Raw genomic sequence first — 25,253 nt, forward strand, 5'->3', positions numbered from 1 at the left:
TCAGCCATGTTTTCCGTTTTATTCCGTCATTCCGATTTTATCGCCATCAACAAACCGGCCGATATGTCTGTACATCAGGATCAAGATTCAGACGGCCTCACCCGCCAACTGGCCGCACAACTGAATGTAGAACGCGTTTGGCTGGTTCACCGCTTAGACAAACCCACCAGCGGCGTGCTGCTGCTGGCTTTAAACGAAGCTGCCGCATCGGTGCTGGCACGGCAGTTTGCCGAACGCAAAATGCACAAAACCTATATCGCCCTAAGTGACCGCAAGCCGGTGAAAAAGCAAGGCCGCATTAAAGGCGGTATGGAAAAATCCCGACGCGGCACATGGAAACTCACCCGTTCAAACGAGCACCCCGCCGTTACCGATTTTTGCAGCCGCAGTGCCGTGCCCGGTATCAGGCTGTTTGAACTGCACCCGCAAACCGGCCGCACACACCAACTCCGCGTTGCGCTCAAAAGCATAGGCAGCCCGATTTTGGGCGACACCCTGTACGGCGGCACGCCGGCTCCGCGCCTGTTTCTTCACGCCCTAAATCTGCGCTTCAACTATCAAGGCGAAGATTTCGACATTACCGCACCAACCGATGAAATGTGGCTGCCTTATTTTTCAGACGGCCTGCAACCTTTGTAAAACCTCTCCCTGTGCCGGCAATGCTCTTTGTTCACAAAAGCGGCGGTTGAGATATTGGATTCGGATGCCGTAAAACTTGAGCCGAGGTGTATCAACACCGCAGTAAAAATTAAGTTAGCCGACTATATATCGTCTCTTCGACAGCATTTCCGTTTCTCCTGCCAACCGCCCGGTTTATACGAACAACCACTCATCCTAGCCTCCTACACTCTCCGTAACTTTTTTTCATTTGTTAAACAATGATTGAAATTAATTTTCAAACTGCTAATTTTCGGCTAAATTTTTTCCTCTAGAATCCCCTCCCTATCGGTAACGGGTATTTTTCTTCCGTTTCCAATCCGTCTTATCTCTCCTGAAAAAAATATAAAAAAATGCCTAGATGGCAAATAAATCAATGATTCGGCTACGCCGTTCAATCTCGAAATAAAAAATATTAAAAATCGCAAAGTCATATTAGGGCTGCAGACGTGCTTTAACCCGCCTTCTGCAACAAACTCTGCTCCACACAATAAAAGTAATTTATTTTCATAAAGCATTTTATTCAATCCAATAAAGTAGCTTTATTAGAATAATCGATAATTTTTATCTGATAGCCGTCATGCCACAAGCAGCAACAATATGCTGCAAACGAAACGGCAGGGCTGTCGGGATGATTTCAAGCTGTATTTTTTAACACCACACACAAGAGAGGTATGACATGATCGACACATCTTCTTATCAAGTTATTTTTGAAAACAACAAACGCTGGGCCGATAAAAAGAAACAGCAAGATCCCCGATATTTTGAAAAACTGGCCGAAACCCAAATGCCGGAATATCTCTATATCGGCTGTTCCGACAGCCGCGTAGCCGCAGAAGAACTGATGGGTTTGGACCCGGGCAAGGTTTTCGTGCACCGCAACGTAGCCAACCTGGTGAACGGCATCGACTTAAATGCTTCTTCCGCCATCCAATACGCCGTTACCCATCTCAAAGTAAAGCACATTATCGTTTGCGGCCACTATAACTGCGGCGGCGTGCGTGCCGCCATGCTGCCGCAAGACTACGGCCTGATGAACCCGTGGCTGCGAAGCATCCGCGATGTGTACCGTATCCATCAGGAAGAGTTGGATCAGATTGAAAACGAAGACGAACGCTACGACCGCTTGGTTGAGTTGAATATTCAAGAGCAATGTCTCAACGTCATCAAAATGCCTTGCGTGCAGGAACGTTATGCCGAAGGCGGGCTGCCTACCGTGCACGGCTGGGTGTTTGATCTGCGTACAGGCCGTCTGAAAGATTTGAGTATCGATTTGACTTCGATTGTGAACGACATCCACAAAATCTACGACCTTACCGATTCCAAATGGGCAGTCAATGCAGAATTGGCCGTCACAAAAAAAGTAGCCAACGGTTAACCGCCGCCGCACACATCAGGAGTATTAATTAAATGAATCATCTTCAACAACAAGGTATCGGCGGCCTGTTCAAATCGAATTTTGCTGCCGGTTTGGTTGTATTTCTTGTGGCTCTGCCCTTGTGTCTCGGCATTGCCTTGGCTTCGGGCGCGCCTCCCTTATCGGGGATTATTTCCGGCATTGTCGGCGGCATCGTCGTCGGTTTTTTGAGCACATCCCATATCAGCGTTTCCGGCCCTGCCGCAGGCTTGGCGGCCATTATTTTGGCTGCCGTTACCCAGCTCGGCTCGTTTGAACTGTTTCTGTGCGCCGCTTTGGTGGCCGGTATTTTCCAGCTTGCCTTAGGTTTTTTACGCGCAGGCAGTATCGCCGAATATATTCCCGCTTCGGTCATCGAAGGCATGCTCGCCGGCATCGGCATCATTATTATCGCCAAACAGCTGCCCTATGCTTTCGGAAGCGGCGCAAGCAGCTTGGGCTTGGATATGTTCAACCACATCCACACCGGCTCACTCATCGTTGCCGCCGTTTCAATGTTCATTCTCATCGGCTGGGACAAAGTTCCCGCCCTGAAAAACATCAAAGTGCTGCCCGCAGCCTTAATCGCCGTTGCCGCCGGCATCGCCATGAACGAAGCCTTTATTGCCGCAGGCAGCAGTTTGGCTATTCCCGCCGGTCAGTTGGTTCAGCTGCCCATTCCCCAAACCGCCGAAGACTTTGCCAATCTGATTACCTTTCCCGATTTTTCGGGCTTCGGCAACAGCTATGTATGGATTACCGGCATCACCATCGCCATCGTTGCCTCTATCGAAACGCTCTTATGTATTGAAGCTTCCGACCGCTTGGACGTGCGCCGCCGCATTACCGATACCAACCAAGAATTACGCGCACAAGGCATAGGCAACATCGCCTGCTCGCTCATCGGCGGCCTGCCCATGACTTCGGTGATCGTACGCTCTTCGGCCAATGCAGGCGCAGGTGCGACGCATAAACTCTCTACCATCATCCACGGCCTTTTATTGCTGGTATGCGTGCTGCTGATTCCGGTATTGCTGAATAAAATCCCGCTCGCCACACTGGCCGCCGTGCTGCTGCTGGTAGGCTACAAGCTGGCCAAGCCTGCCACCATCATGCATTTCTGGCACAAAGGGCTGTATCAGTTTATCCCCTTTATGGCCACCATGATTGCCGTGGTATCACTAGACCTGCTCAAAGGCGTGGGCATCGGTTTGGCCATCAGCGTATTCTTTATCTTGCAGGCCAATATGAAACGGGCTTACTACCTCAACCGCGAAGAGCTGGCCAATGCCGACGAAATAACGCTTGATTTAGCCGAGGAAGTATCGTTTCTCAACAAAGCGGCGATTAAGAAAACCCTGAAAAACGTGCGCCCGCATTCAAAAATCACGATTAATGCCGAGCGTTCCTCATACATTGCCAGCGACGTATTGGAGCTGATTGAGGATTTTGCCAACATCTTCGCTAAAGAACACAACATCGATGTGATTTTGAAAGGGTTTAAACCGCAATACGACGAAGAAGGCAATAATTACAGCACCCATGTGCGCGTAGCCCATAAGAGTACGATTTAGACTGCTAAACAACGGCCTGCTTTCAGGCCGAAACTTGAAACCTGAGACCTTTGTATAGCCAAGCCAGCGGGCAACATACAACACAGAAATGCGCCGCAAATGGCGACTGGCAAATGTATAGGCCGTCTGAAAAAAGCACCGCATGCAACACTTTTTTCCAGTGCTGCATGCGGTGCTTTTTTCAGACGGCCTGTATTGCCGAAACAGAATTAAGCCACGCCTTTGGGGTTGGGGCCGTATTCGTTGGTGCCCGGTTGGCTGTCTTGGCAGGCCCAGTAGATCAATACGATGGCGCCGATAACGGGAATGAAGCTCAGCAGCAGCCACCAACCGCTGCGGCCGATGTCGTGCAGGCGGCGGATACTGACGCCGATGCTGGGCAGAAGCACTGCCAGCGTGTACAGCAATGCAAAGATATTGGTGCCCAGCAAGCTGTCTAAAGTTGAAAAAATAATAGAGGCAATAATGTTGAATAAGGTGAACATCCAGTATTCTTGGCGGCGCGAACGTCCGTTAAAAACCGCATATTTCTTTAATACTTCCAAATACCAATTCATCGTTATCTTCCTATGTTATTAAGGTTTGTTGAGCGGAAACTACCGATTGTTCAAGCACAATCGCCGCGATTATAACAAACCTATTCACAAACCATCATTTTTATTAATTATTTATCAAAAAGTTGCGATGACAGATGGATTTTATTCATCATGCTTGGAAAGATATCCGATGCGCCCCAGTGTGAGCCTGTCCAGCCCTGCCAAATCTTGGCGGGTTTCAACCGACTCAAAGCCGTTTTGTTCAAATATCGCCCTCACTGCCGCGCCCTGATCGTAGCCGTGCTCTATCATTAACATGCCGCCGGGTTTCAGATACATGCCTGCGCCTGCCGCCAAAATGCGGATACAGCTGAGGCCGTCTGAAAAATCGGTGAGCGCGGTTTGCGGCTCGAAGCGCAAATCGCCTTGATGTAAATGCCGGTCTTCCGCTTCGATGTAGGGTGGATTGGAAACCACAATATCGTAAGCATGGTATTCAGACGGCCTGCCCGCTTCAAACCACGAGCCGACAGCCCATTCGATGTCCGCACCCAGCCTTCGCGCATTGTGTTCGGCGGTGTTCAGTGCCTGCGGGCTGATATCGGAAGCACGCACGGCGGCATCCGGCCTTTCCAATGCCACGGTAACGGCAATCGCGCCGCTGCCGGTGCCCAAATCCCACACCTTTCCGCCCTGCGGCAGATACTCCAGCACGGCCTCGACCAAATGCTCGGTTTCGGGGCGGGGAATCAGCACATGCGGGTTAACGTGAAACAAACGGCCGTAAAACTCGCGGCTGCCTAAAATATAAGCCATCGGCTCGCCCTTGCAGCGGCGTTCGGCAAGCGCATCCAATGTTTGTAGGGTTGAGGCATCCAGCACATCACTTCCGCGCGTAACCAACTGGGCGCGGGTCAGGCCGGTGCAGTGTTGCAACAGCATCCTCGCTTCGAGTTTGGGCAGCGGGCAGCGATTCAGCCACCCCGTGATGGTTTGAGACATTTCAGACGGCCTGTATTAAGGTTGGAAGGCTGATATTATAAAGAAACACAATAAGGCCGTCTGAAAAGAAATCCGATAAACATTGCAGGGCAGGCATATCCCCGCCCACCTTTATTCACACGATGAAATATGCGGCGGCAGACAAATGGCAATCGGGCGACACATAACGGCATGTAGGGCGGGCAAAGATACCCGCCCTACATATAAGCAGGCCGTCTGAAATAGGCGAGGCTTTGCCTATCTGCGGCATATTTCTGTATTGTGCGCCGCCCGCCCGCTTAGCCTTGCATTGGATAGTCTGCGCCCGCAAAAGTCTCATGCTTCTTTAACGCCACATGAAAAAAGCGTTTGCGCATCTGTTCGTTCAACTTAACCGCCCTGCCCGCTACGGATATTCAGCGTTTCATCTCCGCTTTCATCGCGCGGATGCTCGCCTCACGGTCGCGGATATCGCGTTCCAAACGGGCGATTTTGGCCTGCTCCCCTTTTTTGCGCGCCACCGCCAACTGAGCCTGAGCACGGGTTAACGCCGTTTGCTCGGAGCGGATTTCGTTTTGCAGAATCTGATGGCGCGACATCTGCTGTTGCGCCGGCGCGGTAGTCACTTTCGGCACAACAATCACCGGCCTGCGCGCCGCTTTGGCCTTTTGATTTCGCAGCTTGATTTCCATAGAAGGATTGGCCGCATCGGCCGTGTTCGTTACCGAAGTAACAGGCGCATTCGGGTCGATTTTAATATCATCGTAAGCATCGGTTTTTTCAACGGGCCAAATCGTTTCGATTTGGTTCTGCTCCGTTTTCGGTGCCGCTCCCGCATCCGAAGGAACCGTTTGCTCTTCGGTATCGTTGGGCGAAGCAGCAAGATTGCCGCCGTCCATTTTGGAAGGATTGCAGCTGCTGTTGATTTTTTCAGACGAATAAACCGCCCGCCCGCCGTCTTTACAGATATAGGTAACGGCATGGGCGGGAAAGGCGGTTAAGCCCGGCGCAAGCAGGGCGCAGTAAAAACAAGCTTTCATGAATGGCAAGTAATGCGATGGAAAAATAGGGAGAATTATACCCACAATGTATGTAAATGTAGGTTTGAAGAATGAAACCGCCACCATAACCGGATAATCCGGCTTGAACAACAATAGGCCGTCTGAACAGAATATTTCAGACGGCTTGGGGAGTGGATATGCTAACGGCGTGTGCGTATGGCACGGAAATGACACTTGGAGTTGGGCTTGATGGAGATATAAACGGCAGTAGGTCGGATGCAAGTATCCTATCTACGCTTGCTACTCGTCATCCGCAACACCAGCGCATACGGCAGCAGCATGGCCAGCAACTACAACACCCGCAACCGCGCCGCCGAAGTGTTGGTAAACGGCGCAGAAGCCAAACTCATCCGCCGCCGCGAAACCATCGAACAGCAACTTGCCAACGAACAAGCCTGTTTATAACGAATATCGGCCATAGCGTTTTAAATCGTTGAGATGTGATAAGGCCGTCTGAAAATGAATTGCCCAAAGTTTAAAGGGCGGTTTATTTTCAGACGGCCTTATTGCTTCTCAAGGCTTGATCAATACATTAGCGAAAAGTCGGATACAAGTATCCGACCTATGAGAACTTGATCAATGCACCGGTAGGGTGTGTGGCATAGCCACGCACGCGGTTTTAGTTCAGATCGGCAAACAACGCGCGCGCGTCAAAGGTACACACCCTACATGCAGGCTACTGTTTACTACGACTTGCTACTTAGAGCCGGTGGATAAGCTTTTTAGCTTTTCTTTACATCTCTTTATCTTTTTCTGACTCTGTATCTTTTCCTGACTCTGTATCTTTTCCTGACCCTGTTTCTGTTCCTAACTCTCCGTGAACAACGGCACCCTCTAAACGATGGGCATAGAAATATACTAAAGCTGCCGGAAAAACCCAAATACATATAACAAAAGAAACTAAAGAAAACGGCAATATTTCTTGCTTAATCTCAAAATTCAAAGTATGCCAAATAATAATGGCAAGCAATATTTCTAAAAGCAATATCAGAGCTGTATTGCCGTGCTCTCTCAAATGCTTATATGATTCTGTAAACTCTTTGGTTATTTCACCTTTTTTCCCTCTCTGTATAGCTAATTTCATTAAGTGCTCTTTATATGAGTTAAATTCTTTACATAATAAATGTATTAAAATATACGAAAACAACAATACAGGAAACAAAAAATATCCTATTGCACTTATCCCAAACCCTAAGATTTGAAATAAACCTGAAATAATTGCCATTAAAAATAAAATAATTATTAAGGTTTTACAATAAAGTATTCTTTTCGGCTCATTCATAAGTAAATGTCTGATTGCATGAATAACCAAAACCGGATAAGAAGCGATATAGCAATATAATGTACCGAATAACAACCAACCAACTAAGCTGGCTGTATTAAATTTATCTGCGCTACCAAATTTCAACATGGGTAAATAAGCTTCTATGATTCCTTGCTTACCAACACTTAAATTAGCTCCCAATACTTCATATCCACTAAAACTAAAATAATTTATCAACACCCCATCTTCGCTAATTTTAATATGCTGATTAAACCACATTAAAATAAACATTCCGGCAATTGAAGGTACTAAATAGCGGACTAAATAGTTTTCCCACCATCGTGTTCCATTGCTATTACTCATATTGTTTCCTTTTTAGTCAGTTTAATAAAAGTCGATCCGGCCTACGGCAAATCAATGCGCCTCTTCCCAATTCTCCCCCACACCCACTTCGGCCACCAGCGGCACGCCCAGCATGCCATTGGCCACGCCGGCCATAATCTCGGGCAGTTTTGTTTTCACTAAATCCCGTTCTGATTCGGGCACTTCCAGCACCAATTCGTCGTGCACTTGCATGATGAGTTTGCTTTGGAGGCCGTCTGAAACGAGCCAGTTGCGCACGGCGATCATGGCGCGCTTGATGAGGTCGGAGGCGGTGCCTTGCATGGGGGCGTTGATGGCGGCGCGTTCGGCTCCGGCGCGGGCGTTGGCGTTTTTGTTGTGGATGTCGGGCAGGTAGAGGCGGCGGCCGAACAGGGTTTCTACGTAACCTTGGGCGGCGGCTTGTTCTTTGGTGCGCTGCATGTAGTCGGCCACGCCGGGGTAGCGGGCGAAGTAGCGGTCGATGAAGTTTTTGGCGGAAAGGTTGTCAATGCCCAGTGATTTGGCGAGGCCGTATTGGCCCATGCCGTAGATGAGGCCGAAGTTGATGGTTTTGGCGTAGCGGCGCTGTTCGCTGCTCACGTTCTCTTGGGCGACGCCGAACACTTCGGCGGCGGTGCGGCGGTGGATGTCTTCGCCGTTTTTAAAGGCTTCGATAAGGGTTTTGTCGCCGCTTAAATGTGCCATGATGCGCAGTTCGATTTGGGAATAGTCGGCGGACACGATTACGCTGCCTGCGGGGGCGGTAAAGGCGCGGCGCACGCGGCGGCCTTCTTCGGTGCGGATGGGGATGTTTTGCAGGTTGGGGTTGTTGCTGGCGAGCCGCCCGGTGATGGCGACGGCTTGGGCGTAGGTGGTGTGCACGCGGCCGGTGTGCGGGTTGATCATTTCGGGCAGTTTGTCGGTGTAGGTGGACTTGAGTTTGGCCAGGCCGCGGTTTTGTAAGATGATTTTGGGCAGCGGGTAGTCGAGCGCAAGCTGTTCGAGCACGGCTTCGTTGGTGGAAATGCCGCCGGACGCGGTTTTTTTCAGCCCTTTGGTGGGAATGCCCATTTTGTCGAACAGGATTTCTTGCAATTGTTTGGGCGAATTGAGGTTGAAGGGCTGGCCTGCGGCTTCGTAGGCTTGCTGCTCCAGTGCCAGCAGTTGGGTGCCGAGTTCATGGCTTTGTTGGGCGAGTTCGTTTTTATCGATGAGTACGCCGTTGCGCTCCATTTCAAACAGCACTTGGGCCACGGGCAGCTCCATGTTTTGATACATTTCCAGCTGTTTTTCGTCCATTTGTGCTTTCAGCCAGCCTTCGATACGCAGGGCGAAATCGGCATCTTGGGCGGCGTATTCGGTGGCTTGTTCGAGGCCGACATCGGCAAACGAAATCTGCTTGGCACCTTTGCCGCACAGGGATTCGTAGGTGATGGTGGGCAGGCCGAGCCAGCGTTCGGAAAGTTCGTCGAGGCCGTGCCCCAAGTGGCTTTCGATAATATAAGATGCAAGCATGGCATCGCCGGCAATGCCGTTCAGCTCAATGCCGTAGTTGGCGAAAATGTGTTGGTCGTATTTGAGGTTTTGGCCGATTTTTTTCAGACAGGCATTCTCCAAATGGGGTTTCAGACGGCCTAATACGTCTTGCAAATCAAGCTGTTCGGGCGCGGCGGTGGGTGTGTGGCCGAGCGGGATATACACGGCTTCGCCTGCTTTGAAAGCGATGCTGATGCCGACGAGCTGGGCTTCCATCGGGTTGAGGCTGGTGGTTTCGGTGTCGATGCCGATGGTGTCGGCTTGCGACAATTTGCTCAGCAGGGCGGCGAATTGGCTTTCGGCGGTAACGGCTTGATAATCCAGCGTTTCAGGGGCTTGGACGATGCCTATTTCCTTTTCAGACGGCCTCTCGGCAGCAAGCGCAGCCTGTTCGCCGATATGCGCCACGCCGAACAAATCGCTGTTGCCTTCGTGCATGCGCTCTTCGGCTTCTTTCAGCCAAGTGCGGAAGTTGAGGCGTTTGAATTCCACCGCCAGTTGCGACCATTTCGGCGTGGTGCGGCGCAGGCTTTCGAGGCCGTCTGAAAGATCGCCGTGCAAATCCACATCGGTTTTGATGGTCACGAGTTGGTAAGACAGGGGCAGCTGCGGCAGCGCGGCTTGCAGGTTTTCGCCGACTTTACCTTTGATTTCAGACGCATTCTCCATCACGTTTTGCAGCGTGCCGTATTGATCCAGCCATTTCACGGCGGTTTTGGGGCCGCATTTGTCCACGCCCGGCACGTTGTCCACCTTGTCGCCGATTAAGGTCAGATAATCAATGATTTGGTCGGGGCGCACGCCGAATTTGTTTTTCACGCCTTCAATGTCGAGCTTTTCGTTGCTCATGGTGTTGACGAGGGTAACGTGCTCGGACACCAGCTGCGCCATATCCTTATCACCGGTGGAAATCACCACGTTCCAGCCCGCTTCCTCGCCTTGCTTGGCCAGCGTGCCGATCACGTCGTCGGCTTCCACATCCGGCACAATCAGCACCGGCCAGCCCATCAGCCGCACCAGTTCGGGCAGCATTTCGGCTTGCGGGCGCAGTTCGTCGGGCATCGGCGGGCGTGTGGCTTTGTAGTCGGGATACATCTTGTGGCGGAAATTTTCGCCTTTGGCATCAAACACCACCGCGCAATAGTCGTGCACATAATCGGCACGCAGGCGGCGCAGCATGTTGAGCACGCCGTAAAGCGCGCCGGTGGACGTGCCGTCGGGCGCGGTAAGCGGTGCCATGGCATGAAACGCGCGGTAGAGATAGGAAGAGCCGTCAACAAGAAGAAGGGTTTGGGACATGGTAAGGCCGTCTGAAAAGGTTATAGATGGGTGGATTATAACGGAATCAATCAGAAACGGCGGCGGACGGGGCGATTGCCTCCCTATCGATTCAAGGCCGTCTGAAAAACATGAACCCTCACTTTTCAGACGGCCTTAGACAGATTGGTTTGGCACTACCCATGCTTCGTTCCATTCAAAAAAACGGCGGCGAAACGCTGTTTTGAAACAAGGCAAACTCACACCGCACACGGGCTAAATTTCATAGCCATAGGTAATAAAAACACACAAATCACACCGAACAGCCCCCAATCCCTACCGTCAGCCCCGGCTTGCTTCCCATGCCGTCTGAAAAACCTTAAAATGCCCAATCCTTTAATAATAACGTTCAATTACAACACTATGCCCGTCTGCGTCTGTCCTCACTGCAAAACCCGTTTGTGGGTTAAAGATACGCAACTGAATGTTGCGCAAGGTTTCGTGGTTTGCCGTAAATGCGAAGGCTTGTTTCAGGCCAAAAACCATATTGCCGAAACACCGAAAAACATCGACCCCAGCCTGCTGTTGAACGCCGTTACCGATACCAAACTCGTGCATTCCATCGGCCCGCAGGTGCGTACGCGCAAAACTTTGTCGAAAAATGAAATTGCCGACCTGCTCGACAATATGCTGGTGAGCGATGCCCGCAATTCCGCCAAAGCCGCCACCGCCGTTAAAATGAAAAGCGCATCCAAACCGCAGCCGCCGCAGATACCGGGGCCTGCGCCGATGCCTGCCCAAGAGCTGAGAAAAGACGGCTTTAACTGGACGTTGGCCACTTTGGTGGCGTTAACGGTATTGATTATGCAGCTTTTTTACTTGGTGTTACTGTTAAACTGAGATGACCGCATCCGTTGATTTTATCCGCGACTTTCGGGAAGCCGCGCCGTATATCCACTATTTGCGCGGCAAAACGCTGGTAGTAGGCATATCGAGCAGCCTGCTTTCCGGCCCGTCACTTCCCGCACTCGCCGCCGATTTGAACCTGATTGCCGGCTTGGGTGTGCGTTTGGTGGTGGTGCACGGTTCGCGCACGCAAATCAACGTATTGTCGGAAGCGGCCGGTATCGCGCCGCAATACCACAACGGCCGCCGCATCACCGACGAAACCGCATTGGTGTATGCCAAACAGGCTTGCGGCATAGTACGCAGCGATATCGAAGCCGCGCTTTCTTTCGGTCTTTCGCAAACCCCTTTGCGCGGCAAACCTCTGAATATTGCCGGCGGAAACTTCGTCTCGGCCCGCCCGCTCGGCGTGATAGACGGCATCGATATGGGCTACACCGGCGTAGTGCGTAAAATCAACACCGAAAACATAAGGCGAAATCTTGATGAAGGCGCGCTTGTGCTGATCAGCCCTCTGGGGCACTCGTTGAGCGGCAAAACATTCAATCTCAGCATGGGCGATATTGCAGAAAGCACAGCCATTGCCCTTCAGGCCGAAAAATTAATCTATATGGTGGAGCACGAAGGCATACTCGATGCAGGCGGCCAAGTGTTGTCCAATTTGTCTGCCCAAGAAGCCCGCAGTTTGCTGGAAAGCGGCAGCGTACACCCCGCTCAGCACCGCCTATTGCGATCTGCCGTTAACGCCGTGGAAAACGGCGTGCAGCGCACACAAATTCTCAGCGGTTCGCACAACGGCAGCCTGCTTGCCGAACTGTTTACCCGCCACGGTGTAGGCACATCGTTGGCACGCAATGCTTTTATGAGTATCCGTCAGGCGCAGAGCAGCGATATCCCCGACATAACCGCATTGGTACGCCCGCTGGAAGATCAAGGGATTCTGTTGCGCCGCAGCCGCGAATATCTCGAAAACCATATCGGTGAGTTTTCGGTTTTGGAACACGACCGCCAAATTTACGGTTGCGTTGCCCTGAAAACCTTTAGCGAAAAAACGTCGGGCGAGCTGGCCTGTTTGGTGGTATCGCCCGAAGCGCAAGACAGCGGTTACGGCGAGCTGCTGCTCGAACACCTGCTGAACCAAGCACGCAGCCGCGGCATAAACAGATTGTTTGCTTTGTCCACCCATACCGGCGAATGGTTTCTCGAGCGCGGTTTTCAGACGGCCTCTCCGGAACAGCTGCCGCTTGAACGCCAACACGAATACCATCAAAGCAAGCGGCAGTCGAAAGTGTTTGTGTATTCGATATCTTAGGGCGTATGGTGTCAATCATGAACACTATATAAATAAAATATTCAAAAAAACGGCTGTTTGTATCCATTGCACCTTGTGCCTAACGAACACCTAATTTCTACACGATATTATCTTGCGAAAATGTCTTATCCTGCCCTCGATCCGCAATCCTTGCGCTTGGTTGGGGCCGTCTGAAAAATGCTTTTGCGGCAAGCGGCACAACCGCCGCTTGTTTTGAAATACCACCGAGAAGATACACGATTTATGTTTCGCCACCCATCTATTCAGGCACGCCTTTCTGTTTTTCTTACCCTGATTATTCTCGCCACGGCGCTGATTTCAGGGGTGGTTACGTTCTACACCATGTTTGAAGAAGCAGAGGAACTGCAAGACGATATGCTCAAGCAGGCCGCGCTGCTCACCAGAAAAGACGAATTGCCCGAAGAAGCGGGTTATACCGATATCGATAACGATACCCGCGTTTACATCCAACCCGTTAACGACAACAGCCGCTTCAATATTCCGCTCGATGCCGAAGAAGGTTTTTTCGATACCACCGACAAGCAGAAAAAAAAGCCTTACCGCGCCTATATCCACCGTTATGAAGACGGTACGCTTGTGGCCTTTATCCAAGAAACCGAATTCCGCGACGACGTGGCTTACGACAGTGCTTGGTTTGCCGTGTTACCGCTGCTGGCATTGGTGCCGGTTGCCGTGTTGCTGACCATGCTGATTATCCATCTCAGCTTAAGACCGATTTCGCGTTTGTCGGAGCAGGCGGAAAACCGTAGCGATAATGACTTTTCTCCATTGTCCACCCATAAAATCCCCATGGAAATTTTCGGCTTTACCGAAGCCATCAACCATTTGTTGCAAAGAGTGGGCGAAAGCATACGCCAGCAGCAACGCTTTATTGCCGATGCCGCACACGAATTGAGATCACCGATGACGGCATTGTCTTTACAGGCGGAGCGTTTGTCGGGCAAAGGGCTGCCCGAAGATACGGCGGCATTGGTGGACGACTTGCGCGAGGGCATCCGCCGCAACCGCCGTCTTTTGGAACAACTGCTTTCTATGGCACGGGCGCAGGCACACGAAAACCATACCACCCAAAACATTAATTTGGCTAAATTCTGCCAACGTTTGGTGCAGGATTTATATCCGCTGGCAGAAGGAAAAAACATAGATTTGGGTGCAGATTGCGAAGGCAAAGAAATCTGCGTGGATGAAACCGAAATCTATACATTAATCAAAACCTTGTTGGAAAACGCCATTCTCTACACCCCCGAAAACGGCAGGGTGGATCTGACGGCGAAAGTGGACGGCCGCGGTTTGTATTTGGAAGTGGAAGATAACGGCCCCGGCATCCCGCCCGAAGAGCGCGAGCGTGTATTTGACCCGTTTTACCGCGTGCTCGGCAGCGGCACCGAAGGCAGCGGCTTGGGTTTGTCGATTGCCAAAACAATTGCGGAACGCTACGGCGGCACCATTTCTTTATCGGATTCGTCCCGCTTCGGGCAAGGTTTGAAGGTAAGTGTATGGCTGCCTCAAGGCGGTGTAAACTGCGGTTGTTAACACACGAGACTTTTGCAAAATCCCCATCTTCGGTGCACTTCTGCACTGCATCTACATCCGGGGTTTTGCAAAAGTCTTATCGTATTTTTCATTCACAAAGCATAAAATTGTCATATTGCCGTGCGCATTGAAGGGGGCATCAACAACCGTTCTGCCGCATAATATCCGCAGATGCCGTCTGAAATCTTAATCATGCCGTTCATCGCGCGATGATTTAGCTTGTTGTATTTTTTGCCTTATTTTCATTCATCGATAAGCAGAATGATTTCAGTAATTTACATACAGTAGTGTATTTTTGCATGAAAAGGCCGTCTGAAAAATTGCCCATGCCACCCTTAAGTTATTAAAATGCATTTCTTTCAACACACATCACACGCATGACCACCACCCCCTTCATTGAAATGAAAAACGTGGCGTTTGCCTATGGCGACCGCCCGATTCTTCAAAACATCAATTTCACTATCCAACAAGGTAACTTTGCAGCCGTAATGGGCGGTTCGGGCAGCGGCAAAACCACGCTGATGCGCCTGATTACCGGCCAGATTCATCCGCAGCAGGGGCAAGTGCTGGTGGAAGGGCGCGACTTGGCCAAGCTGAATGCCGAAGAGCTTTACGAACACCGCCGCCGTATGGGTGTGCTGTTCCAACACGGCGCGCTGTTTACCGATTTGTCGGTGTTCGACAATGTGGCTTTCCCGATGCGTGAGCTGACCAAACTGCCCGAAGCGGTTATCCGCGATTTGGTTATATTGAAGTTGAACGCCGTCGGTTTGCGCGGCATAGAAAAGCTGATGCCGTCTGAACTTTCCGGCGGTATGGCACGGCGCGTCGCTCTGGCCAGAACGATTGCGCTCGACCCCGAAATCATGATTTACGATGAGCCGTTTACCGGTCTCGACCCGATTTCTCTAGGTGTGATTGCCCATTTGATCAGCCGTGCCAATAAAGCTCTGCGCTCCACCAGTGTGATGGTAACGCACGATATCGAGCAATCGTTGGCGATTGTGAATCAAGTGATTTTTTTGGCACACGGCGAGATTGTGTTTTCCGGTTCGCCCGAAGAAATGCGCAGCCTCGATTCTCCGTGGGTGCAGCAGTTTATCGGCGGCCTGCCCAACGGCCCCGTGCCGTTCCGCTATCCGGCGCAAACAGATTTGCGTGAGGATTTGCTGGGTGCGAAATAAGTTGTTCAGACGGCCTGTTGTGCCGTCTGAACACACCATGATGCGAATGTGAACGCAATCAAATCTGTTTATACCGGTATCGGAAGATGCCGTAACAGTTTACACAGCGTATCTTGCCAAACGGCATGAGGCCGTCTGAAAAAGATTAATGTAAAAGAAATGATGAATTTTATCCAAACCATAGGGCGAAATACCCTTCACTTTATCCGCGCACTCGGCAGCGTGTGTCTGTTTTTTTTACAGATACTCGGCAAATCGGGCACGGCGTTAACCCGCTTTCGCTTGAGCGTGCGGCAAATGTATTTTGCCGGCGTATTGTCGGTGCTGATTATTGCCGTGTCCGGCCTGTTTGTGGGCATGGTGCTGGGCTTGCAGGGCTATACGCAGCTTTCCAAGTTCAAATCGGCCGACGTACTCGGCTTTATGGTGGCGGCAAGCCTGTTGCGCGAGTTGGGCCCCGTATTGGCGGCCATTCTCTTTGCCAGCAGCGCGGGCGGAGCAATGACCAGCGAAATCGGCCTGATGAAAACCACCGAACAACTCGAAGCCATGAACGTGATGGCCGTTAACCCCGTTGCCCGCGTTGTAGTGCCGCGCTTTTGGGCGGGCGTATTGTCGATGCCGCTGCTGGCTTCGATTTTCAATGTGGCCGGCATTTACGGCGCATACCTGATCGGCGTGCAGTATTTGGGTTTGGACAGCGGTATTTTTTGGTCGCAGATGCAGAGCAATATTTCGCTGCAATACGACGTGGTTAACGGTTTGATTAAATCGGCGGTATTCGGAGTGGCGGTTACTTTGATTGCCGTACATCAGGGTTTTCACTGCGTGCCTACCTCGGAAGGTATTTTGCGGGCAAGCACCCGAACCGTTGTTTCTTCGGCATTAACCGTGCTGGCGGTTGATTTTATCCTTACCGCACTGATGTTTACTGAATAACAGATATAACGAGTAATATGATGAAAAAGAATGTTTTGGAATTTTGGGTAGGTTTGTTTGTCTTATTGGGCGTAATCGCCGTCGGTTTTCTCGCTTTCCGCGTGGCAGGCGGCGCGGCGGTAGGCGGCGGCTCGGGGCAAACATACACGGTATATGCCGATTTTACCGATATCGGCGGTTTGAAAGTCAATGCACCGGTGAAAGCTGCCGGCGTGTTGGTCGGCCGCGTGGGCGGCATCAAGCTCGACCCTAAAACCTATCAGGCCAAAGTGAGCTTGAATTTGAACAACCAATACCAATTTAGCAGCGACGTTTCGGCACAAATTCTTACTTCCGGCCTGTTGGGCGAACAATACATCGGTTTGCAGCAGGGCGGCGACGAGGAAAATCTGGCTGCGGGTGACACCATTACCATTACCGGTTCCGCAATGGTGTTGGAAAACCTGATCGGCAAATTCATGACCAACTTCGCCGAAAAAAATTCAGGCGGTTCGGATGCCGCAGAAGCCGGAACAACACAAACCGAATAATCCGTTTATTATTTCAACAGGAAAAAAAGAATCTATGAAAAAGTCATCTTTATTCACCGCATTGGGCATGGCCGTTTTGAGCATCAATCTTGCAGTTGCCGCGCCTGCCGATGCCGTCAGCCAAGTGCGCACCAATGCCACACAAGTATTGAGCATCCTTAAAAACGCCAACGGCGGAAACGATGCCGCCGTGCGCCGTCAGGCCGAAAACTATGCCCTGCCCTATTTCGATTTCCAACGCATGACTGCGCTGGCGGTCGGCAATCCGTGGCGCGAAGCCACAGCAGCACAAAAGCAAGCATTGTCGAAAGAGTTTCAAACGCTGCTTATCCGCACCTATTCAGGCACGATGATCAAGTTCAAGAATGCCAAAGTGGTCGTTAAAGACAACCCCGTCGTAAACCGCGGCGGTAAAGAAATCATTGTGCGTGCCGAAGTTACCCCCCAAGGCGGCAAGCCCGTGAATATGGATTTCACCACTTACCAAAGCGGCAATAAATACCGTGCTTACAACGTGGCCATCGAAGGTGCGAGCTTGGTAACCGTTTACCGCAACCAGTTCGGCGAAACCATCAAGAGCAAAGGCATCGACGGCCTGATTGCCGAACTGAAATCCAAAAACGGCGGCAAATAAGCCATGGAATCCGAAGTACGCGGCGGTGTACTGCATGTGAAAGGCGAAGTAACCGTGAAAACGGTTACTTCTGCCGCTTACGGCCGCTTCGAGCAGCAATGCCGTCTTAACGAAACGCATACGGTCGATTTTTCGCAAGTGAGCCGTGCCGACTCTTCCTGCGTGTCACTGCTGCTGACTGCATTGCGCGTCAAACCGTCGTCGATAGCCTTACAGGGGCTTCCCGATTCGGTGGCGGCATTGGCCGAATTGTATGAAATCAAAGAATGGGTCAACCCATGAGTAAAAAGAATATTTGTTTAGCAGTGGCGGTTTTGGCGTTGTCTCAGCCCGTATGGGCGGAGCGCAATCCGGCCGACCCTTACGAGCCTTACAACCGTGTGATGTTCAAAATCAACGACACGGCCGATAAATATGTGCTGACACCGGTAACACGGGGTTACCGAGCCGTTACCCCCCGGCCGGTGCGCAAGGGCGTAACCAACTTTTTCGACAACTTGCGCGATGTGGTAAGCATGGGCAGCAATCTGCTGCGGCTCGACATTAAACGCGCCAGCGAAGATTTTGTGCGCGTAGGCATCAACACCACCTTTGGCCTGGGCGGTTTGATTAACATTGCCGATGCGGGCGGTATTCCCAACAACAAAAACAACTTGGGCGATACCTTTGCTTCGTGGGGTTGGAAAAACAGCAATTATTTTGTTTACCCGCTAACCGGCCCTTCTACTTTACGCGACAGTATCGGCTCAACCATCACTTATGCGTATCCGGTAAAAAACGCTATTTTTGAAACCAGCGCAGGGCGTATCGGTTCTACGGTTGTCGGTGCGGTCGATACACGCGACCGTTATCTCGATTTAACCGACAGCCTGCAAGATGCCGCAATCGATAAATATGCCTACACCCGCGATATTTTCATGAGAATGCGCGCCCAGCAAACGGGTGCCAAGTTGCCGCAAGGCAGTGAAGACGACATCGATATCGATGACTTGGTCGGTGAAGAACAGAATGCTGCCGGAACCCAAGAGTATGTGCCGGTTGAATCTGAAGCTGCCGTAACCGATCTGCCGCGCAGCAGTTTGGATGTGTCTTCGGAGCAAGCCGAACTGTTGACTTTGTGGGAACCGGAAGGCGGTATAGCCAAGCATTAAAGTCTATAAATTAAGTGTAGGAAAGCCCGGCGCTATTTACAGTATTGTTTTTTGAATACTGTAAATAGCGCCGGGCTTTTCTAAAGCGGGTTGCCAACAGGATCTATTGTCTATAAACACTTTTTGATATAAGGCCGCAAAGCAGTACGGGTAATAAGCACAGCAATGTTGTAGTAAAAAGTATTGATTGACTATATAAGCCGTCTGAAAATCAAATCACTTAAAGACCTTTCTTTTATATTTATATTTGCCTAATTTTCTACTAACTTTGAGCTTTTAATATATGCCTCATCCCATTATTTATCTCATGTGGTGAGGAGTATCATAATGTTTACCGTAAGAAGAATACTGAGCGGCGTGGCTTTTCTCATAGCCTTGTCGGTTGTGGCTGCCGTGTTTATCGGCATATTTTCATTAGGTTTTTTTGCTCCGGTTTCCGGAAAAGAAGCGGTTGCGGCGGCCGTTGCTCATACCGGCGGCTACGCAAAAGAAGTGGAATTCGAATACGATTACTACACCGGTTCTCGCTATGAAGTAGAAGTGATTGCCAACGGTTTAGAACACAATGTTATTGTGGATGCCGATAACGGCAAAGTGCTGGCCGTTAAAACCAAAAACAAAAAATACCATATTTAATCATACAGTTAAAAATAAAAACAACTAAATAAGCAACGCTGCTTACGGCAATTTGAAGCAGCAAACCATCCCGCTGAGGCATTTACGCCACAGCGGGATTTTTAATGATTTCAACATAAAAATAATATGATTCTATATAAAAAACAATACATTAAATTATTTTTCTAAAAATATCACAATCAAACAAACTTATACTGAAGTATAAAACATACACAATTTACTCAAATAAATATTCAAATTAAATTTTTCATAAATATCCAATAAGATTATTGAATATAAATATTATACCGATAAATTATTTTATCTATTAAAAATCATAATATTAATAAAATAAAATAAATTTAAAATTTATAGTTTACATATAAAAATATTAATTAAATATATTTTACATAAAAAATATAAAAATATTTGAATATCAGTTATTCATTATTAGAACCGCTCGGGATAATATCGCTGGAAAATAAAAATATCCTTAATACACGCCACCAAGAGCAATCCCGTTTTACCCCCCCTGTTACTTTATCTACTAAGGAGATTGTTATGAGCGAAAACACCAACATTCCAACCCGCAATGCCGATCCGGCCGTGGTCGTGCAAGGGACTTCTCAAGACGATGTGCTGTACGGCAGCACCGGCAAAACCGTTATTTACGGTATGGCCGGTAACGACACCATTCACGGCCAGTCCGGCATGGATACCATGTACGGCGGTCAAGGCAACGACAGCTTCTACATCAAAGGCGCAGGCGACACCGTGGTTGAAAATGCCGGCGAAGGCACCGACACTATTTACAGCAGTGTCAGCTACACTACCCCGCGCCATGTCGAGAACATTACCCTAACCGGCAATGCCCGCATCAACGGCACCGGCAACAACGAAGACAACGTGATTACCGGTAACGACAACTACAACCGTCTGAACGGCGGTCGCGGCAATGACAGCATCTACGGTCAGGCCGGTGAAGACACCATCGACGGCGGCGAAGGTAACGACAAACTTTACGGCGGTGCCGACCGCGACAACATCTTCGGCGGCGCGGGCGATGACGTGCTCGACGGCGGCGAAGGCAAAGACGTGATGCGCGGTCAAGCAGGCGACGATACATACTACGTTGACAACGTAAACGACACCGTAATCGAAGAAGCCGGCGAAGGCACCGACACCGTTTACAGCAGCGTAACCTATACCGCTTCGCGCAATGTCGAAAACATCACCTTAACCGGTAGCGGCAACACTTACGCTTTCGGCAATAACGCCGACAACATACTCACCGGCAACAGCGGAAACAACCGACTGAGCGCAGGCCGCGGTAACGACACCTTAAACGGCATGGACGGTAACGACCTGCTGATGGCGGGCGACGGCAACGACGTACTCTACGGCGGCGACGGTAACGATATTCTGCGCGGCGACAAAGGCGACGACCTACTTGACGGCGGCAACGGTAACGACAAGCTCGAAGGCGGCAGCGGTAACGACACCTATGTGTTCGCCAAAGGTTATGGCCATGACACCGTTTCAGACGGCATGGGCAGCAATACCGTGCGCTTCGGTGAACACATCGGCGTGAACGACATTACCGTTACCGAAACCGACGGCAATTGGGTTGTGAGCCTCAAAAACAGCGGCGACACGCTCACCATCCAAAACCAAACACAAGCCGGCGAAACCGTTGCCCGATTCGAGTTTTCAGACGGCCTTTACACTGCGGCCGAGCTGTGGAACACACTCAACGGCTCATCCGCCAATCCCGATGAAGACCAAACCCTTATCGGCACCGAAAACGATGATGTGCTCGTTGGCGGCAACGGCAACGATACTTTGAAAGGTCTCGGCGGCAACGATACCCTGCGCGGCGGAGCCGGTACAGACGTGATCGAAGGCGGCGACGGTAACGACAACTTTATCATTGCAGGCGACTTAACCACCGGCAGCCAGTCAACCAATCCGGCCTACGACAAAGTGTTGGGCGAACCGCTTGCCAACCTGAACGGTAAAAACTGGGGCGAGGCGGCAAACGGAGAAGTGCTGCGCGGCGGCGAAGGCAGCGACACGCTGTATGTATTCGGCACCACCGATTTAAGCGGTACCGTTTTGGAAAGCATTGAAAAAATCGAAATGCCTTCCAACGTAACGCTGCGTGCCGAGCAACTGGCAGGCTTGAGCGTAAACGGCGACGGTGTCGGCACCTTACGCATCAAAGACGAAAGCGAGCCGACAACCGTCACTCTGAGCGAAGACCAGCTCAAAAATGTGAAACATTTAGACATCGGCAGCCATGTGGTTATCGAAGTGAAAAACCTTGCCGCCCTCAAAGGCTTGGAAATCATCAGCGGCAACGGCACGCTGCGCTTTAAAGAAGCCAGCACCCTCACCGACAGCCATTCCGTTACCCCGTCGGTAAGAGTGGAAAATGCCGACGGCACATCTGCCTACGGTAAAGCCGAAGTGCTCGACAACATCGTATCGGCCACCGACGATAATGCCGTCAGCCAAGAAATCAAAGATTTAAGCTATCGAGATTTGCTGGCCGACAACGTGAAACAAGAAGGCGCAACCGTTATCACGCTCAAAGGCTCAAGCGGTAACGACTACATTTCAGGCGGCAATACCGGCGATGAATTGAACGGTGCCGACGGTAACGACGTTTTGGTGGGCCGCAACGGCAACGACCTTTTCGTCATCGAAGGCAAAGGCAAAAAAACCATCATCGACGGCGGCAGCGGCAAAGACACCGATACCATCGTGTTGAGCAACGCCAAAGAAGGCGTCGAACTCGATTTGAGCGCATTTAAAGGCCATATCGGCAGCGACACCACCATCCAAATCGGCGCAGGCGGCAGCCGTGGCGTAGCCGGCGGCGACGGCGACAAAACCAACCTGATGCTGATCATCGACACCTCGGGCAGCATGTGGGGGCAGAATATGGTCAACGCCCAAAAAGCCGCCGTTGAACTCATCGACAAATACGGCCAAGTAGGCGACATTGCCATCCGCATCATCGGCTTTAATAGTTGGGGTTATGTGCAGTTCAACGGCATGGATTCATGGATGAACAAAGCCGATGCCGTTGCCGCCATCAACACCCTGTATGCTTCCGGCAGCACCAACTACTATTCCGCTTTGGATACGGCCGAAGCTGCCTTTATCAGCAACCGCGGCAGCATATTCCACGAAAACGGACAAAACTTCTCCATGTTCCTTTCAGACGGCTACCCCAATACACCGGTTCAAATGCCCCGCCAGCTCCAATGGGAAGATTTTGCCATTAAACACAAAATCGTTTCCCACGCCATCGGCTTCGGCGGCATTTACTCCAAAGACGCGCTCGAACCGATTGCCTTCGACGGCACCAAAGTAGCCGATACCGCCGCCGATCGCACGCCCGGCCAAATCGAACCGATTTTGGAAGGCGACATCGGCAAGCTTTCCACCACCGTGAGCGGCACCGCCAAAACCGACTTTATCGAAAACGTGGCAGGCAGCGCCTACGACGATAAAATCACCGGCAACAGCCTCGACAACGAAATCAGATCGGGCGCAGGCAACGACACGCTCAACGGATTGGGCGGTAACGACAAACTCTACGGCGGTGCAGGCAACGATACCTACCACTTCGGCATCGGCTACGGCCACGATGTGATTTACGACAACCAAGGCAGCAATACCGTGCATTTCAACGGCATTTCGATGGGCAATATCAGCGTACAGGCCGTTACCAACAGCAACGGCATGCAAGACTGGGTGATTTCGGTTAACGGTCAAACCGCCGACACGCTGACCATTGCCAACCAGTCCGACAAAGCAGATGCCGCCGTTACCTCGTTTGTGTTCGCCGACGGCACCATGACCAATGCCGAATTGGCCAAACTGGCCGGTGTTGCCGCAAGCACAAGCAGCGTCGAAAGCACCGAGCCTGTTTTAGCCGTTACCGCTTTGGGTTCGACCACCGTGGCCGAACACACCGGCCCGGCTGTCGAAGTGCACGGCAACAACCTGCCCGCCGCATCCGAAACAACGGCAAACGCCGTTTCAGACGGCCTGCTCGACAGCAGCACCGGTTCGCTCGACAGCGCACTCGACAGCGTTCTGCCTGTTTCTGCGGCCGGCGGTTCGGTGAATGCCGTTGAAGCAGCCGTTTATGCAAACAGCGACGCAGCCGTGTACAACGACGACAACGCTTACACCGCTGCCGTTATCTAAGCTCCGGCTTTAAAGCAACGCAAAGGCCGTCTGAAAAAGTTTTCAGACGGCCTCATACTTTTTTAACGGCATCCGCTTGACCGGCACGCCTTAATGATTAAAGCCAATAAACTGATATCTTGGCAGAATAAAGTTTACTTGCCGGATGAACTTTTACGGCACCGCAGAATGCTGTGTCCCCTGCCTAATTTGTCGTGTATCTCCACCACTTGCAAACCGGCGTGTTCCACACAGCGGATCATGTCTTCTGAATGATAAATTTTGCTGTTGCCGTTGGCCATTACGGTGAAATAGACACTGGTTTGAGCCAAACAATAGGCGGCGGTTTCATATTTCTGCCTGTCCCAAAACGGCTCCATGATATAGAGGTCGGTCTCCGCACCCATCGAACGGGCGGCACGGCTCAAAATGGAGATTACTTCTTCTTCGGAGAAACAGTCGAGAAACTGGCTCATCCAAACCGCATCGAAACCCGTGGGAAACGGCACTTCGGCATCCAGCAGATCGGCGGGGTGGCCGTGAATCCGTTCTTCGCCGGTTTTGCCCGCCACCGCTTTGCGCATCAGGCCGATTTGCTGGGGCAAATCCATAATCGTTACCTCAACGTCGGCACGGTGAGCCACACACTGCACCGCCCAGCGGCCGGTATTGCCGCCGACATCCAGCAACTTTTTAACCGGTCGGGAAAATACGATTTCCAATGCTTCGGCAAACGAATTGTCGGAATAGTAATGGTCGAACGCAAACCATTTTTCCTGCGCCGTTTCAGGCAGCTGCGACAGCCCTTCGTAAATCGTGGGCCAATCGCCGAACACTTTCAACCCTTCGGGCTTGCCGTTTAACAAAGTGGCTTCCAAATCAAACAAGCCCTGATAGCACACCTCATGCACAAAATCCATGTTCACGCGCGCCATCTTGTCTTTGGTTAAAAACCAGCCTGCTTTAGAGATAAAGTAACGGTCGCCCTGAATCAGCACGGTGCCGATGGTTAGCGAAGATTCCAGCAACACTTGCGCCGCATAACGGCTCAAACCGGCACTGCGGGCAATTTCATCCAGCGTCATGCCGTTGCGCTCTTCAATCAGGCGGTCGAATATGCCGAACTTCACCATCAGCCGCGACACTTGGAACACAACCGGCGCAAAGGCAATCTCTTGTGCCAAACGCTGTGCATCGCCGGCAGAAAGCTGCTCGTTGGAATAACGTTTTTCTAAAGCAGGAAATAACTTCATAACGTATCAAATCAATAAATAGAAAATTAAGATGAAACGGCAAACAACAGCCGCATTGAGGCCGTCTGAAAGCGAGCTTGCGGGCTTCGCTAAACATTTCAGACGGCCTCAAACCATATTACATATTAAGAGTCTGTTCAAAGCCTAAAAAGACTGAACCGGTTGATTATAACATTCCTAACCGCTGCCGACAGCGTACCAAGCCGCAGCTGCCATGCCTGCCGCCGTTTTTACAAATACAACCGAACCACTTAAAAAGAGTACATACGTCATACTCGGGCTTGACCCGAGTATCGTGATGTTCAGCAAATTTAGGAGATACTCGGGCCAAGCCCAAGTATGACGGT

At 51.0% G+C, this 25,253-nt stretch carries 21 protein-coding genes and 1 pseudogene; 15 read left to right on the top strand and 7 right to left on the bottom strand.

The window, feature by feature from the left end; translation table 11 throughout:
- The first annotated feature begins 6 nt into the window (after nucleotides 1-6).
- The 3 genes from LVJ88_RS10710 to LVJ88_RS10720 all read left to right on the top strand — a co-directional run bounded on the left by LVJ88_RS10710 (nucleotide 7) and on the right by LVJ88_RS10720 (nucleotide 3,627).
- The gene (locus tag LVJ88_RS10710; RefSeq protein WP_085418364.1) at nucleotides 7-639 is read left to right on the top strand and encodes a TIGR01621 family pseudouridine synthase; all 633 of its coding nucleotides are present in this window, start codon (nucleotides 7-9) and stop codon (nucleotides 637-639) included.
- A 697-nt stretch (nucleotides 640-1,336) separates the two neighbouring features.
- The gene (locus tag LVJ88_RS10715; RefSeq protein ID WP_085356179.1) at nucleotides 1,337-2,035 is read left to right on the top strand and encodes a carbonic anhydrase; all 699 of its coding nucleotides are present in this window, start codon (nucleotides 1,337-1,339) and stop codon (nucleotides 2,033-2,035) included.
- A 32-nt stretch (nucleotides 2,036-2,067) separates the two neighbouring features.
- Complete coding sequence (locus tag LVJ88_RS10720) at nucleotides 2,068-3,627, top strand: SulP family inorganic anion transporter (protein WP_085356178.1); 1,560 nt, start codon at nucleotides 2,068-2,070, stop codon at nucleotides 3,625-3,627.
- A gap of 209 nt (nucleotides 3,628-3,836) precedes the next feature.
- Here LVJ88_RS10720 and LVJ88_RS10725 read toward each other — a convergent pair whose 3' ends face one another.
- The 4 genes from LVJ88_RS10725 to LVJ88_RS10740 all read right to left on the bottom strand — a co-directional run bounded on the left by LVJ88_RS10725 (nucleotide 3,837) and on the right by LVJ88_RS10740 (nucleotide 6,184).
- Nucleotides 3,837-4,184, bottom strand: coding sequence for a DUF805 domain-containing protein (locus LVJ88_RS10725; protein WP_085418363.1), 348 nt, complete (start codon nucleotides 4,182-4,184; stop codon nucleotides 3,837-3,839).
- Between the two features lie 141 nt (nucleotides 4,185-4,325).
- Complete coding sequence (gene prmC / locus LVJ88_RS10730) at nucleotides 4,326-5,165, bottom strand: peptide chain release factor N(5)-glutamine methyltransferase (protein WP_085418362.1); 840 nt, start codon at nucleotides 5,163-5,165, stop codon at nucleotides 4,326-4,328.
- A 115-nt stretch (nucleotides 5,166-5,280) separates the two neighbouring features.
- Nucleotides 5,281-5,484 (bottom strand): hypothetical protein, encoded by a 204-nt coding sequence (locus LVJ88_RS10735; RefSeq protein ID WP_143773657.1) that lies wholly within the window; start codon nucleotides 5,482-5,484, stop codon nucleotides 5,281-5,283.
- A 76-nt stretch (nucleotides 5,485-5,560) separates the two neighbouring features.
- Nucleotides 5,561-6,184 (bottom strand): hypothetical protein, encoded by a 624-nt coding sequence (locus LVJ88_RS10740; protein ID WP_096777399.1) that lies wholly within the window; start codon nucleotides 6,182-6,184, stop codon nucleotides 5,561-5,563.
- A gap of 261 nt (nucleotides 6,185-6,445) precedes the next feature.
- On the opposite strand from LVJ88_RS10740, the pseudogene LVJ88_RS10745 reads away from it, so the two are divergent.
- Nucleotides 6,446-6,610, top strand: a pseudogene (locus LVJ88_RS10745) (diaminopimelate decarboxylase); the annotation flags it as partial.
- A 328-nt stretch (nucleotides 6,611-6,938) separates the two neighbouring features.
- On the opposite strand, the gene LVJ88_RS10750 reads toward LVJ88_RS10745, so the two are convergent.
- Nucleotides 6,939-7,832, bottom strand: a complete 894-nt coding sequence (locus tag LVJ88_RS10750; RefSeq protein WP_198941575.1) for a hypothetical protein — start codon at nucleotides 7,830-7,832, stop codon at nucleotides 6,939-6,941.
- 51 nt (nucleotides 7,833-7,883) lie between these two features.
- Nucleotides 7,884-10,667 carry a DNA polymerase I gene (gene polA, locus LVJ88_RS10755; RefSeq protein ID WP_085418361.1) on the bottom strand — a complete coding sequence of 928 codons (2,784 nt, stop codon included), beginning with the start codon at nucleotides 10,665-10,667 and terminating at the stop codon, nucleotides 7,884-7,886.
- Between the two features lie 381 nt (nucleotides 10,668-11,048).
- Here polA and LVJ88_RS10760 point away from each other — a divergent pair, with 381 nt between their 5' ends.
- From LVJ88_RS10760 to LVJ88_RS10810, 11 genes are all read left to right on the top strand, one after another.
- Complete coding sequence (locus tag LVJ88_RS10760; RefSeq protein ID WP_054600605.1) at nucleotides 11,049-11,525, top strand: MJ0042-type zinc finger domain-containing protein; 477 nt, start codon at nucleotides 11,049-11,051, stop codon at nucleotides 11,523-11,525.
- Between the two features lies 1 nt (nucleotide 11,526).
- On the top strand, nucleotides 11,527-12,843 hold the full coding sequence (argA, locus tag LVJ88_RS10765; RefSeq protein WP_085418360.1) for an amino-acid N-acetyltransferase: 1,317 nt from the start codon (nucleotides 11,527-11,529) through the stop codon (nucleotides 12,841-12,843).
- Between the two features lie 243 nt (nucleotides 12,844-13,086).
- Nucleotides 13,087-14,397 (top strand): sensor histidine kinase, encoded by a 1,311-nt coding sequence (locus LVJ88_RS10770; RefSeq protein WP_085360820.1) that lies wholly within the window; start codon nucleotides 13,087-13,089, stop codon nucleotides 14,395-14,397.
- A gap of 377 nt (nucleotides 14,398-14,774) precedes the next feature.
- Nucleotides 14,775-15,581, top strand: a complete 807-nt coding sequence (locus tag LVJ88_RS10775; protein WP_054600599.1) for an ABC transporter ATP-binding protein — start codon at nucleotides 14,775-14,777, stop codon at nucleotides 15,579-15,581.
- 162 nt (nucleotides 15,582-15,743) lie between these two features.
- Nucleotides 15,744-16,520 (top strand): lipid asymmetry maintenance ABC transporter permease subunit MlaE, encoded by a 777-nt coding sequence (mlaE, locus tag LVJ88_RS10780; RefSeq protein ID WP_054600603.1) that lies wholly within the window; start codon nucleotides 15,744-15,746, stop codon nucleotides 16,518-16,520.
- 20 nt (nucleotides 16,521-16,540) lie between these two features.
- Entirely contained in the window at nucleotides 16,541-17,050 is a 510-nt protein-coding gene (mlaD, locus tag LVJ88_RS10785) for an outer membrane lipid asymmetry maintenance protein MlaD (protein WP_085418359.1), read from the top strand.
- A 34-nt stretch (nucleotides 17,051-17,084) separates the two neighbouring features.
- A complete protein-coding gene (locus LVJ88_RS10790) occupies nucleotides 17,085-17,684 on the top strand; it encodes an MlaC/ttg2D family ABC transporter substrate-binding protein (protein ID WP_085356169.1) in 600 nt (199 codons plus the stop codon).
- A gap of 3 nt (nucleotides 17,685-17,687) precedes the next feature.
- Nucleotides 17,688-17,966: an STAS domain-containing protein gene (locus LVJ88_RS10795; protein ID WP_085356168.1), complete on the top strand. Its 279-nt coding sequence runs from the start codon at nucleotides 17,688-17,690 to the stop codon at nucleotides 17,964-17,966.
- Entirely contained in the window at nucleotides 17,963-18,835 is an 873-nt protein-coding gene (locus LVJ88_RS10800; RefSeq protein WP_082403081.1) for an MlaA family lipoprotein, read from the top strand. Before LVJ88_RS10795 ends, LVJ88_RS10800 begins: the two co-directional genes overlap by 4 nt.
- 327 nt (nucleotides 18,836-19,162) lie before the next feature.
- Entirely contained in the window at nucleotides 19,163-19,471 is a 309-nt protein-coding gene (locus tag LVJ88_RS10805) for a PepSY domain-containing protein (protein WP_054600595.1), read from the top strand.
- 540 nt (nucleotides 19,472-20,011) lie between these two features.
- Nucleotides 20,012-23,674 (top strand): VWA domain-containing protein, encoded by a 3,663-nt coding sequence (locus tag LVJ88_RS10810; protein WP_244694159.1) that lies wholly within the window; start codon nucleotides 20,012-20,014, stop codon nucleotides 23,672-23,674.
- Nucleotides 23,675-23,808: 134 nt separating this feature from the next.
- On the opposite strand, the gene LVJ88_RS10815 is transcribed toward LVJ88_RS10810, so the two are convergent.
- On the bottom strand, nucleotides 23,809-24,906 hold the full coding sequence (locus LVJ88_RS10815; RefSeq protein WP_085419013.1) for a FlxJ family methyltransferase: 1,098 nt from the start codon (nucleotides 24,904-24,906) through the stop codon (nucleotides 23,809-23,811).
- Between the last annotated feature and the right edge of the window lie 347 nt (nucleotides 24,907-25,253).

The sequence above is a fragment of the Neisseria dumasiana genome (genome assembly GCF_022870885.1).
Taxonomy (GTDB): Bacteria; Pseudomonadota; Gammaproteobacteria; order Burkholderiales; family Neisseriaceae; genus Neisseria; species Neisseria dumasiana.